The sequence below is a fragment of the Streptomyces flaveus genome (assembly GCF_014647675.1).
Taxonomy (GTDB): Bacteria; Actinomycetota; Actinomycetes; order Streptomycetales; family Streptomycetaceae; genus Streptomyces; species Streptomyces flaveus.
The window spans coordinates 149,685-162,642 of the sequence record NZ_BMPQ01000001.1 but is presented as its reverse complement, the minus strand read 5'-3'; the positions used below and the strand labels follow the sequence as shown (position 1 = coordinate 162,642).

General features: G+C 71.7%; 9 protein-coding genes. 6 read left to right on the top strand and 3 right to left on the bottom strand.

Annotated elements, in window-relative coordinates; translation table 11 throughout:
• Positions 1–99 precede the first annotated feature (99 nt).
• Positions 100–2,010: a SpoIIE family protein phosphatase gene (locus IEZ21_RS00775; protein ID WP_246567179.1), complete on the top strand. Its 1,911-nt coding sequence runs from the start codon at positions 100–102 to the stop codon at positions 2,008–2,010.
• 36 nt (positions 2,011–2,046) lie between these two features.
• The gene (hemW, locus tag IEZ21_RS00770) at positions 2,047–3,279 is read left to right on the top strand and encodes a radical SAM family heme chaperone HemW (RefSeq protein WP_189319958.1); all 1,233 of its coding nucleotides are present in this window, start codon (positions 2,047–2,049) and stop codon (positions 3,277–3,279) included.
• A 321-nt stretch (positions 3,280–3,600) separates the two neighbouring features.
• Here the strand turns inward: hemW and IEZ21_RS00765 are convergent, their stop codons facing one another.
• Together IEZ21_RS00765 and IEZ21_RS00760 are read right to left on the bottom strand one after the other, a co-directional pair.
• Positions 3,601–4,404 carry a DUF3097 domain-containing protein gene (locus tag IEZ21_RS00765; RefSeq protein WP_189319957.1) on the bottom strand — a complete coding sequence of 268 codons (804 nt, stop codon included), beginning with the start codon at positions 4,402–4,404 and terminating at the stop codon, positions 3,601–3,603.
• 40 nt (positions 4,405–4,444) lie between these two features.
• Complete coding sequence (locus tag IEZ21_RS00760) at positions 4,445–5,182, bottom strand: MBL fold metallo-hydrolase (RefSeq protein ID WP_189320347.1); 738 nt, start codon at positions 5,180–5,182, stop codon at positions 4,445–4,447.
• A gap of 345 nt (positions 5,183–5,527) precedes the next feature.
• Here IEZ21_RS00760 and hrcA point away from each other — a divergent pair, with 345 nt between their 5' ends.
• The 4 genes from hrcA (at position 5,528) to IEZ21_RS00740 (ending at position 9,655) form a co-directional block, all read left to right on the top strand.
• The gene (hrcA, locus tag IEZ21_RS00755) at positions 5,528–6,544 is read left to right on the top strand and encodes a heat-inducible transcriptional repressor HrcA (protein WP_165341899.1); all 1,017 of its coding nucleotides are present in this window, start codon (positions 5,528–5,530) and stop codon (positions 6,542–6,544) included.
• Positions 6,545–7,681 (top strand): molecular chaperone DnaJ, encoded by a 1,137-nt coding sequence (dnaJ, locus tag IEZ21_RS00750; protein ID WP_189319956.1) that lies wholly within the window; start codon positions 6,545–6,547, stop codon positions 7,679–7,681.
• A gap of 145 nt (positions 7,682–7,826) precedes the next feature.
• Entirely contained in the window at positions 7,827–8,909 is a 1,083-nt protein-coding gene (locus tag IEZ21_RS00745) for a nitronate monooxygenase (protein ID WP_189319955.1), read from the top strand.
• Positions 8,909–9,655 carry a 16S rRNA (uracil(1498)-N(3))-methyltransferase gene (locus IEZ21_RS00740; RefSeq protein ID WP_189319954.1) on the top strand — a complete coding sequence of 249 codons (747 nt, stop codon included), beginning with the start codon at positions 8,909–8,911 and terminating at the stop codon, positions 9,653–9,655. The genes IEZ21_RS00745 and IEZ21_RS00740 overlap by 1 nt, the downstream gene beginning before the upstream one ends.
• Positions 9,656–9,710: 55 nt before the next feature.
• Here IEZ21_RS00740 and IEZ21_RS00735 read toward each other — a convergent pair whose 3' ends face one another.
• Positions 9,711–12,950, bottom strand: coding sequence for a S41 family peptidase (locus IEZ21_RS00735; RefSeq protein ID WP_189319953.1), 3,240 nt, complete (start codon positions 12,948–12,950; stop codon positions 9,711–9,713).
• Positions 12,951–12,958 lie beyond the last annotated feature (8 nt).

Here is a 12,958-nt window from a genome sequence, read left to right as displayed (position 1 = left end):
CCGGGCCAGTCTGTCACTCTGTCGATGCCGCCTGAGGCCTATTCGTCCAACTGCTCAGGGAGCCACACAGTGGGGGCCACACCAACGCGACGGGATGCCATGTCTCGTGCTCCTGTTACGCCTGAGCGCCCGCGCCCGACCGCGCGTACGTCGCTGCCGGGCAACCCTCTCGCGCCGGGAGCCGCCCGCCGCTTCGTCCGCACCGCCCTCGCGGAGTGGACCGAACTCGCCCTTCCCGGTGTCGAGTTCATCACCGACCGGCTGGTCAACGACGCCGTGGTGGTGGTCAGCGAACTCGTCACCAACGCGGTCGTGCACGCCGGCACGGACGTGGACCTTCAGACGCGCATCGAGGCCGCCGAGATCACTGAGGACGCCGGCGGGGGACCGGCCGGTGTGCTCGTCATCGAAGTCGCCGACCACCACCCCGCGCGCGTGGTGCGCGACGACGGCGTAGAGCGGTCGTCCGACACCCTCGAGTACGGGCGCGGTCTGCGGCTCGTCTCCGCGCTCGCCGAGTCCTGGGGCATCACCTACCGCACCGGCACCAAGATGGTGTGGGCGCGGCTACCCGTCGACGAGGTGGCGCCCGTCGAGGAGACGGCCGAGCCAGAGGCGTACGCCGGTGAACACGCCCTGCTGCGCGGGGTGCGGGCCGCCGAGATCCTCACCCCCGCGCCCCGGCGCGGCGTACCGCTGCAGGACCGGGAATGGCTCAACCGCGGCGCCCTCTGCTTCCTCGCCGAGGCCTCCGACCTGCTCGCCGGACAGCTCGACGAGGACCTGGTCGCCGCGCTCACCGGGCAGCTGCTCGTGCCACGGCTCGCCGACTGGTGCGCGGTGTGGCTGGAGGACGAGGCACCGGGCCGCTCCGACTGGGGCCTGGTCGGCGGACAACGGCTCGCCCGCGTCTGGCACGGCAGCGAGAACCGCATCGAGGAACTGCGCCTGTTCCTGGAGAAGGATCCGCCGCGCGTGCCCGACTCGGCGGGCTCCAGCCCCGTCACCGTGCCCTGGCCCGGTCAAGCGCTCGGTGCGGGCGCGGAGAGCGGGACGGCACTCGCGTACCGGCTGATCGCGGGCGGCCGGCCGCTCGGCACACTCGTCATCGGACGGGCCGGACTCGTCCGCTTCCCCGACGAGATCACCGGGCTCGTCGAGGACCTCAGCCGCCGGGTCTCACTCGCCATCGGGGCGGCCCGGCAGTACGCGCGCCAGGCCACCATCAGCCGCGTACTGCAGCGTGGCCTGCTGCCCGGGGCGGTCGCCGAAATACCGGGCGTACGCAGCGCGCTCGTGTACGAACCGTGCGACAAGGGCGGGCCGAGCGGTGACTTCTACGACCTGTTCCCGGCCGGGGACGGACGCTGGTGCTTCGCGCTCGGCGACGTCCAGGGCAAGGGTCCCGAGGCCGCCGTGGTCATCGGTCTGGCCCGGCCCTGGCTGCGGCTGCTCGCCCGCGAGGGCTACGAGGTGCCCGACGTCCTCGACCGCCTCAACCAGCTGCTCCTCGACGACGCGACCGAGGCCGCGGACGCCGCCGCCCGTTCCCTGGTGGCGGCCGGTGGCTCCGGCCTCGCCGACGAGGGTCCGCAGAACCGGTTCCTCTCCCTGCTGTACGGCGAGCTGGTCCCCTACGACGGCGGTGTGCACTGCACCCTCGCCTCCGCCGGGCATCCGCTGCCGCTGGTCCTGGAACCCTGCGGCTCGGTGCTGACCGAGGTGGCCCAGCCACAGACGCTCCTCGGCGTCTTCGAGGACGCGACGTACACCAGCGACAGCTTCGAGCTGCGCCCCGGCGACAGCCTCCTGTGCGTCACGGACGGGGTGACGGAGCGGCGCAGCGGGACCCACCAGTTCGACGACTCCGACGGTCTCGCCACCGTCCTCAGCAGCTGTGCGGGGCTGAGCGCCGAGCTGATCGCGGAGCGGGTCCGGCGTCTGGTGCACGAGTTCGGGTCGAAACCGCCGGAGGACGATCTCGCGCTGCTGGTGCTGCAGGCGGAGTAGGCCGGGAACTGCTGGCGGTGCTGGACAATGGAAGGCATGCCTTCCGCACTTCCCGACGGTGAGCCCGTCCCCCACGACGGGACGCTCCCCGCGCACGCCCTGGCGGGCGCGGCCTTGCGCCCTCTCGGGTTCTATCTGCACGTGCCGTACTGCGCGACGCGCTGCGGCTACTGCGACTTCAACACGTACACCGCGACCGAGCTGCGGGGCAGCGGGGGTGTCCTCGCCTCCCGCGACAACTACGCCTCGACCCTGATCGACGAGGTCCGCCTGGCCCGCAAGGTCCTGGGCGACGACCCCCGTCCGGTGCGCACGGTCTTCGTCGGCGGCGGTACGCCCACGCTGCTGGCCGCCGATGATCTCGTACGGATGCTGGGGGCGATCCGGGAGGAGTTCGGGCTCGCGGAGGATGCGGAGATCACGACGGAGGCGAATCCGGAGTCGGTGGATCCGGCGTATCTGGCCGCACTGCGGGCCGGGGGCTTCAACCGGGTCTCGTTCGGGATGCAGAGTGCCCGGCAGCATGTGCTGAAGGTGCTGGACCGTACGCATACGCCCGGGCGCCCCGAGGAGTGCGTCGCCGAGGCGCGGGCGGCGGGGTTCGAGCATGTGAACCTGGACCTGATCTACGGGACGCCGGGGGAGTCGGACGACGACTGGCGAGCGTCGTTGGAGGCGGCTCTGGGGGCCGGCCCTGACCATGTGTCGGCGTACGCGTTGATCGTCGAGGAAGGGACGCAGCTGGCGCGCCGGATCCGGCGGGGTGAGGTCCCGATGACGGACGACGACGTCCACGCGGACCGGTACCTGATCGCGGACGAGGTGCTGTCGGGGGCGGGGTTCGACTGGTACGAGGTGTCGAACTGGGCCACGTCCGGGGCGGGGCGGTGTCTGCACAACGAGTTGTACTGGCGTGGGGCCGACTGGTGGGGGGCCGGGCCGGGGGCGCACAGCCATGTGGGGGGTGTGCGGTGGTGGAACGTCAAGCATCCGGGGGCGTATGCGGGCGCCTTGGCGGCGGGCAGGTCGCCTGGCGCCGGGCGCGAGCTCCTCTCCGAGGAGGACCGCCGCGTGGAGCGGATCCTGTTGGAGCTGCGGCTCCGGGAGGGGTGCCCGTTGTCCTTGCTGAGGCCGGACGGGCTCGCGGCGTCTCGGCGGGCGCTGTCGGAGGGGCTTCTCGAAGCCGGGCCTTATGAGGAGGGGCGGGCTGTTCTTACGCTGCGGGGGAGATTGCTGGCGGATGCGGTGGTGCGGAACCTGGTGGACTGAGGGTTGGTTTCGCCCCCGCCGCCCTTACCCGTCCCATCCCGGGGCTGGCCCCCGAACCCCCGCTCCTCAAACGCCGGAGGGGCTGATTTTCCGCGGACCCGGGCTGATTTCCGCAGCTGGGGTTCCGCTGCCCAAGCGGAACCTTGCCCAGGGGACACTTTGCAGCCGGCCCCAGGCACAATTCAGCCCGTCCGGCGTTTGAGGACGAGGCCGTTCAGGCCGATGGGGGTCTGGGGCGCAGCCCCAGCGGGGTCCAGGGGCGGAGCCCCTTGGTATGGGACGGGTAAGGGCGGCGGGGGCGAATCCCGCTGCACGCAGCCGTCACTCCGGCGCCGTGACGAAGTCGATCAGGTGCTCCACCGAGCCCAGAAGTTCCGGCTCCAGGTCCCGGTACGAGCGCACCGAGCCAAGGATCCGCTCCCACGCCGCCCCCGTGTTCTCCGGCCATCCCAGCGCCCGGCAGACGCCCGTCTTCCAGTCCTGGCCGTGCGGGACACGAGGCCAGGACTCAATACCCACCGACGACGGCTTCACCGCCTCCCAGACGTCGATGTACGGATGGCCCACCACCAACGCGTACTCACTCGTCACCGCCTCCGCGATACGCGACTCCTTGCTGCCCGGCACCAGGTGGTCGACCAGGACACCCAGGCGGGCGTCCGAGCCGGGGGCGAAATCGGCCACGATCGACGGAAGGTCGTCGATGCCCTCCAGGTACTCCACGACCACGCCCTCGATGCGCAGGTCGTCGCCCCACACCTTCTCGACCAGTTCCGCGTCGTGGCGGCCCTCCACGTAGATGCGCCCGGCACGGGCCACGCGGGCGCGGGCGCCGGGGACGGCCACCGAGCCGGATGCCGTACGGGTAGGACGGGCCGGCGCCGACGACGGACGTACGAGCGTCACCACCCGGCCCTCCAGCAGGAAGCCGCGCGGCTCCAGCGGGAACACACGGTGTTTGCCGAAGCGGTCCTCCAGCGTGACCGTGGCCGCCTCGCAGCGGATCACGGCGCCGCAGAAGCCGGTGCCGGGTTCCTCGACGACCAGGCCGGGCTCGGCCGCGACCTTTGGTACGGGCTGGGACTTCTTCCAGGGAGGGGTCAGATCCGGTGAGTACTGGCGCATTCGGCAGACGATACCCATACGACCTTCATCGCGACCTTCATCACGCCTCGAAACGCCTTGCCAGCGCGTCCCGTTGGGCCCGTACGAAGCCTGCGTCCACCGCGGCGCCGTGCCCGGGGACGTACACCGCGTCCTCGCCGCCCAGGGCCAGCAGCCGGTCCAGGGCCGCGGGCCAGTGGGACGGTACGGCGTCGGAGCCGGCCTGGGGTTCGCCGGACTCCTCGACCAGGTCGCCGCAGAAGACGACCTCCGGGCCCTCCGCCCCGGGCGGGCCGGGAACCAGGACCGCCAGATCGTGGGGCGTATGGCCGGGGCCCACGTTCGCCAGCAGGACCTGCCGGCCGCCGCCCAGGTCCAGGGTCCACTCGCCGGACACCAGGTGCCGCGGCCGGACGAGGAGATCCGCCGCCTCGGCCGCCTCGAGCGGATCGGCGCCGTGGCGTACGGCGTCCGCGCGCAGCTCTTCGCGGTCGTGAACGAGTACCCGGTCCACGCCCACCGCGCCGAACACCTCGGCCCCCGCGAACGCCGCCGCCCCGAGGACATGGTCGAAGTGGGGATGCGTGAGCGCGAGATGGGTGACCCTGCCACCCCCGAGGAGCCGTTGCGCCTCCGTACGCAGCCGCACGCCCTCCCGCACGCTCGAACCGGCGTCGATCATGAGCGCCGCTCCCTCGCCCACGACCAGCCCGACCGTGCAGTCCCACACGGGAAGACGGCACCGCCCGACTCCGGGTGCGAGCTCCTCCCACCCCGCAGCTGCCCAGACCGTGTTCAGCACCCCGCAGCCTCTTCCCAAGTCACCGTCATGCAACGACGCTACGCGCTCCGCTGGGAGGTGTGGTTCGAAGCTGCGGGTCCGTCGTGGCTGGTCGCTCCCCCACGCTCGAATCGAGCTCGCGCGGGGGGACCCCCATCGCGGCGGAGCCGCATATGTCACAGCCCCGCGCCCCTAAGGGGCGCGGGACCACGCGGGACTTCGGCAAGTCTGCTCGACGTCCGCCCTTGCCGGGGTCGTACCCCACGGCCGTACACTTGAGCCGGGATGCTGGCACTCGTGCGCGCTGAGTGCCAACCGCAGACAGGCGATGCCCACGGGAAAGACCAGCTGGAGGTGTGCGCGATGCTCAGTGAACGCAGGCTTGAAGTGCTCCGCGCCATTGTCCAGGACTACGTGGGCACGGAAGAGCCGGTGGGTTCCAAGGCGCTCACCGAGCGGCACAGTCTCGGGGTCTCCCCGGCGACGGTGCGCAACGACATGGCGGCGCTGGAGGACGAGGGCTACATCGCGCAGCCGCACACCAGTGCCGGACGCATCCCCACGGACAAGGGCTACCGCCTCTTCGTCGACAAGCTCGCGGGCGTCAAGCCGATGACGGCGCCCGAGCGACGGGCGATCCAGAACTTCCTCGACGGCGCGGTCGATCTGGACGACGTGGTGGGCCGGACCGTACGACTGCTGGCGCAGCTCACCAGGCAGGTCGCCGTGGTGCAGTATCCGTCCCTGACGCGTTCGACGGTGCGGCACGTGGAGCTGCTGTCGCTGGCTCCGGCCCGCGTCATGCTCGTACTGATCACGGACACGGGACGGGTCGAGCAGCGCATGGTCGACTGCCCGGCGCCGTTCGGGGAGACGTCTCTGGCGGATCTACGCGCGCGGCTCAACAGCCGGGTCGCGGGCCGCCGTTTCGCGGACGTCCCGCAGCTGGTGCAGGACCTGCCGGAGGCCTTCGAGGCCGAGGACCGCGGCACGGTCTCGACGGTGCTCTCCACCCTTCTGGAGACGCTCGTCGAGGAGACGGAGGAGCGGCTGATGATCGGCGGTACCGCCAATCTCACCCGCTTCGGACATGACTTTCCCCTCACGATCCGGCCCGTTCTGGAAGCATTGGAGGAGCAGGTCGTCCTGCTCAAACTCCTTGGTGAGGCAAGCGATTCGGGCATGACGGTGCGGATCGGTCATGAGAACGCCTATGAGGGACTCAACTCCACGTCGGTCGTCTCTGTCGGTTACGGTTCGGGCGGCGAGGCAGTAGCCAAACTCGGCGTGGTCGGACCGACCCGCATGGATTACCCGGGAACGATGGGAGCGGTACGAGCGGTGGCACGGTACGTCGGACAGATCCTGGCGGAGTCATAAGTGGCCACGGACTACTACGCCGTACTCGGCGTGCGCCGCGACGCGTCACAGGACGAGATCAAGAAGGCCTTCCGGAGACTCGCACGCGAGCTGCATCCGGACGTCAATCCCGATCCGAAGACGCAGGAGCGGTTCAAGGAGATCAACGCCGCGTACGAGGTGTTGTCGGACCCGCAGAAGAAGCAGGTCTACGACCTCGGCGGCGACCCGCTGTCCCAGGCGGGCGGCGGTGGCGCGGGCGGATTCGGCGCGGGCGGGTTCGGGAACTTCTCGGACATCATGGACGCGTTCTTCGGTACGGCGTCCCAGCGCGGCCCGCGCTCGCGCACCCGTCGCGGCCAGGACGCGATGATCCGTCTGGACATCGAGCTCGACGAGGCGGCCTTCGGGACGACGAAGGACATCCAGGTCGACACGGCCATCGTCTGCACCACGTGCAGCGGCGAGGGCGCGGCTCCGGGTACCTCGGCGCAGACGTGTGACATGTGCCGCGGCCGCGGTGAGGTCTCGCAGGTCACGCGGTCCTTCCTCGGCCAGGTCATGACGTCCCGGCCCTGCCCGCAGTGCCAGGGCTTCGGCACGGTCGTACCGAACCCCTGCCCGGAGTGCGCGGGCGACGGACGCGTACGTTCCCGCCGGACCCTGACCGTGAAGATCCCGGCCGGTGTCGACAACGGCACGCGGATCCAGCTCGCCGGAGAGGGCGAGGTCGGCCCCGGCGGCGGGCCCGCCGGTGACCTCTACGTCGAGATCCACGAGGTCCCGCACCTCGCCTTCCAGCGCCGCGGCGACGATCTGCACTGCACGGTCACCCTCCCGATGACCGCGGCGTCACTCGGCACGAAGGTCCCGCTGGAGACGCTCGACGGCATGGAGGAGATCGACATCCGCCCCGGCACCCAGTCCGGCCAGTCGATCCCGCTGCACGGCCGTGGTGTCACGCATCTGCGCGGCGGCGGTCGCGGCGACCTCATCGTGCACGTCGAGGTCCAGACCCCGAGCAAGCTGGACGTGGAGCAGGAGCGGCTGCTGCGCGAGCTGGCGAAGCTGCGGGGGGAGGAACGGCCTACGGGGCAGTTCCAGCCGGGGCAGCAGGGTCTGTTCTCGCGGTTGAAGGATGCCTTCAACGGTCGCTGACGCCGGGCGGCGGGCTGGTCGACCGGGGCTTGTTCTCGTGCCCGGAAGGCTTCGCCGTACGTGCTGACCGGCGCCCATTCCGGTGGCGTATGCCGGTGGGAAGGCCGGATTCGGTCCTCTTCGGAGGACGTGACAACATGCCGTCATGTCCTCCGCGCTGACCGATCTTTTCCCCCTACCGATCGTGCAGGCCCCGATGGCGGGCGGCGTCTCCGTGCCGCAGCTCGCCGCGGCCGTGTCCGGGGCAGGGGGGCTCGGTTTTCTCGCCGCCGGCTACAAAACGGCCGACGGCATGTACCAGGAGATCAAGCAGCTGCGCGGGGCGACGAACCGGCCCTTCGGCGTGAACCTCTTCATGCCGCAGCCCGAGTACGCCGACCCCGCCGCCGTCGAGGTCTACGCCAACCAGCTCGCCGGCGAGTCCGCCTGGTACGAGACCAAGCTGGGCGACCCCGACAGCGGACGCGACGACGGCTACGACGCCAAACTCGCCGTACTCCTCGACAACCCGGTGCCGATCGTCTCCTTCCACTTCGGCTGCCCCACCCGCGAGGTCCTGGACTCCCTCGCCCGCGCCGGCACGTTCACCATGGTCACCGCGACCACCGTCGACGAGGCGCAGTCCGTGCAGCGGGCGGGCGCCGACGCGGTGATCGTGCAGGGCGTGGAGGCGGGCGGCCACCAGGGCACCCACCGCGACAACCCCGAGACGGACGGCGCCGGCATCGGGCTGCTCTCCCTGATCGCGCAGGTCCGCGAGGCCGTGCAGATCCCGATCGTCGCGGCCGGCGGCATCATGCGCGGCAGCCAGATCGCCGCCGTGCTCGCCGCGGGCGCCACCGCCGCCCAGCTCGGCACGGCCTTCCTCGCCACGCACGAGTCCGGCGCGAACGCCCTGCACAAGCAGGCGCTCACCAACCCCCTCTTCGTACGTACGGAGCTGACGCGCGCCTTCTCCGGCCGCCCGGCCCGCGGCCTGGTGAACCGCTTCATGCGCGAGCACGGCCCGTACGCCCCCGCCGCGTACCCCCAGATCCACCACCTCACCTCCGGCCTGCGCAAGGCGGCGGCCAAGGCGGGGGACGCGCAGGGGATGGCGCTGTGGGCGGGGCAGGGGCACCGGCTCGCCCGCGATCTGCCGGCGCAGCAGCTGGTCGAGGTGCTCGCGGACGAACTGGTCGCGGCGAAGTCCGCCCTGGCGGCGCTGCCCGGCGGGGGTGCCGCCTGATGACCGCGCCGGTGTTCGTGGTGGACGTGGTGCCGGCCGGTCCGGAGTTCGTCCTCGACGGCTCCGAGGGACGGCACGCCGTGTCCGTCAAGCGGCTCCGGCCGGGCGAGGACGTGGTGCTGACGGACGGGTGCGGGCACTGGTCGGAAGGCGTGGTGAAGGCGGCCGAGGGCAAGGACCGGCTGGTGGTCGCCGAACTCCACGAGGTCCATGAGGAGCCGGAGCCGACGCCCCGTATCACCGTCGTCCAGGCCCTCCCCAAGGGCGACCGGGGCGAACTCGCCGTCGAGACGATGACGGAGACGGGCGTCGACGAGATCGTCCCCTGGTCCGCCTCTCGCTGTATCACGCAGTGGAAGGGCGACCGTGGCCTCAAGGCCCTCGCCAAGTGGCGGACGACGGCGAGGGAGGCGGGCAAACAGTCGCGCCGGGTGCGTTTCCCGCAGGTCGCGGACGCGATGACGACCAGGCAGGTCGCCGCACTCCTCACCACGGCGGACTTCGCGGCGGTGTTGCACGAGGACCGCGCCCACCCGAGCGAGCCACTCGCCACCGCCGAACTCCCCGCCTCCGGCTCGATCGTGCTCGTGGTGGGACCCGAAGGAGGCGTGTCTCCCGAGGAGTTGGAGGTCTTCGCGCAGGCGGGCGCGAGGGCTTACCGGCTGGGGCGCAGTGTGCTGCGTACGTCGACGGCGGGCACGGCCGCGACGGCGCTGCTGCTGGGGCGTACGGGGCGCTGGTCCTGACGGCGAGGGCTCTCGCCCTCGCCGCACCTACGTCCTGTGCCTCCCGGTACTCCCGTCACTCACCCCCGGGCAAAGGCGGAGCCGTCTTCGCCGGGTTCTCCGTCAGCGCCGCCAGCGCGATACGGATCGCCTCGTCCAGTTGCGTGTCGCGTCCCGCCGCGTAGTCCTGTGGCGCCTGGATCACCTCGACGTCCGGATCGACGCCGTGGTTCTCCACGCCCCATTCGTAACCCTCGAGCCAGAACGCGTACTTGGGCTGGGTGACGAGCGTGCCGTCGACGAGGCGGTAGCGGCTGTCGATGCCTACGACGCCGCCCCAGGTGCGCGTGCCGACCACCGGTCCGATGCCGAGTGCCTTGATCGCCGCGTTGACGATGTCGCCGTCCGAGCCGGAGAACTCGTTGGCGACGGCGACGACCGGGCCGCGCGGCGCGTCCTCGGGGTAGCTGTACGGGCGCATTCCGCGCGGCAGATCCCAGCCGACGATGCGCCTCGCGAGCTTTTCGACGACGAGCTGGGACGTATGGCCGCCGCGGTTCTCGCGGAGGTCGACGACCAGGCCCTCCTTGGCGACCTCGATGCGCAGGTCGCGGTGGAGCTGCGCCCAGCCGGAGCCGACCATGTCGGGCACGTGGAGGTAGCCGAGCCGTCCCTCGGACTTCTCGTGGACGTACGCGCGCCGGTCGGCGACCCACGCGTGGTAGCGCAGCGGTTCCTCGTCGGAGATGGGGACGACCACGGCGTGGCGTGGATCGCCGCCGCCGGACGGGGAGATGGTCAGCTCGACCGGCTTTCCGGCCGTACCGACGAGCAGCGGGCCCGGTCCGGTCACCGGGTCGACCGGCCGCCCGGAGACGGCGACGATCGCGTCGCCGGCGCGCACCGCGACACCGGGCGCGGCGAGCGGTGCCTGTGCGTCCGGGTCGGAGGTCTCCGACGGCAGGATCCGGTCGATACGCCAACTGCCGTCCTCGTGACGCGAGATGTCCGCGCCCAGCAGTCCCTGCCGCTCCCCGCTGCCGAAGCCGCCGCGCGGAGTGACATACGCGTGCGACGTGCCGAGCTCGCCCTGCACCTCCCACAGCAGGTCCACCAGGTCGTCGTGCGCGGCGACCCGCTCGAGCACCGGCCGGTAGCGGTCGAGTACGCCGTCCCAGTCGACCCCGCCGAGGTCGGGCCGCCAGAAGTTGTCGCGCATGAGGCGGCCGGCCTCGTCGTACATCTGCCGCCACTCGGCGGCCGGGTCGACGCTCTGGCGGACCCGCGACAGGTCGACGGTGATGTTGGTGTCGCTCTCGTCGTCGTTCGAGGCGCGCCGGTCGCTCGGTACGACCTTGAGCTTGCTGTCGGTCCACAGCAGGATCCGCTTGCCGTCGCCGGTGACCGCGAAGCGGTCGGCGTCCGAGGCGAGATGCTCGATGCGCTGCTGCACGAGGTCGTAGCGCTCGAGGTCGGTCTTCGGGTCCGGGTCGTCCGGGGTGGCGCGGGAGGCGCCGAGTACGCCGATCACCGGGTGGCGCAGCCACAGCAGCCCGTCCTTGGCGGCGCGCAGCTGCGAGTAGCGGGCGGCCTCGACCGGGAACGGCACGATGCGGTCGGCGAGTCCGTCCAGGTCGATACGGGTCGTGGGGGCGCCCTCGCTGTCGGGCGTCTCCTCCTTGTCGGGGGCGTCGAAGGGACGGCCGTGCCGCTGCGGCCCGAAGGGGGAGGGGGTGGTGGCGGCGAGCGTGATCAGGTGCGGGCGCGAGCCGCCCACGAAAGCCAGGTCGAAGACGTGCTCGTCGTAGACCGGGTCGAAGGAGCGGGCCGACAGGAAGGCGAGGTGCTTGCCGTCCAGCGTGAACGCGGGCGCGTAGTCCCGGAAACGGAGCGGGGTCGCCTCCGTCACCGACAGGTCGGCGGTGTTGGCGAGCTTGAGCTGGCGCAGCGGGCGCGGGCCGGGATGCGACCAGGCGAGCCACGCTGAGTCGGGCGAGAACACCAGCCCGGAGACGTCGCCGTCATCGCTGCGGTCGACCTCCCGTACCTCTCCCGTCTCCCGCTCGACGAGCAACACCCGCCCGTCGTGCGAGGCCACGGCAGCCCGGCTGCCGTCGGGCGCCACCGCGAGCCCGAGCACCCTGCCCAACTGCCCGGCGGCGAGCCGGCGCGGTGTCGCGCCGGGTGCGGCCCCGGTGGCGGGCGCGAACTCCAGCGCGTCCTCGCCCTCCGCGTCCGTCACCCACACCACATGCTCCTCGCCGTCCACGCGGAACGTACGCGGCAGCCGGGCCCGCACACCCTGCTCCGCGGCCAGCGCCCGAGCGGGCCCCGAACGGTGCGTGACCCAGTGGACGGCACCGCGCACGGCGATCGCGCTGCCCCGTCCGGTGTGGTCGGGCGCGCCCGCCCCGAACCAGCGGGCCGCGTTCACGGGATGCGGCTGCAGATCGACACGCTGCCCGCCGAGCCGGATGTCGAGCCGCCGCGGCTCGGCCCCGTCCAGGTCGTCGAGGATCCACAGCTCACCGGCGGACGCGTACACGACGCGCGTCCCGTCGGTCGCCGCGTGCCGGGCGTAGAAACCGTCAACTGCCGTATGCCGCCGCAGATCCGACCCGTCGGCGAGGGAGGAGTACACGGCCCCCACACCCTCGTGGTCGGAGAGGAAGACGACCCGGTCCCCGACCCACGACGGGTACTCGATGTTCCCGTCCAGGTCGGCATGCAGCCGTACGAACTCACCGTCGCCCTCGCGATCGATCCACAGCTTGCCCGCCGTGCCGCCCCGGTACCGCTTCCACCAGGCGGCCTCGCGGCCCATGGGCGCGGACAGCAGGACGACGCCGTCACCGGGTCCGTGCGCGACGCCGCCAACAGGCCCGTACGGAAGGGTGGTTGCGGGACCACCGTCGAGCGGTACCGACCGCGCCCAGCTGCGCCGCAGGCTGGCCTGCCCGTAGGTGCTGAGCGCGAGCACCTGGCCGTCCGGGGTCCAGCCGCGTACCTGGGTGCGCCAACTGCCCCAGTGTGTAAGGCGTTTGGAGGGGCCGCCGTCGATGGGGGCGATGTGCACCTCGGGGGCGCCGTCGCGGGTGGACGTCCAGGCCAGGGTCGTACCGTCCGGGGAGATGCGCGGATGGTTCACGGGGACGTTGTCGGCGCTGACCCGCCAGGCGCGACCGCCGTCGAGGGGCGCGACCCAGACGTCGTCCTCGGCGGTGAAGGTGATCAACTCGCCATGGAGATGCGGATACCGGAAATACGCCGAAGACGCAGCGGAGGCATGGGATACAGCGGATGCGGTCTGTGTCACCCGATCAC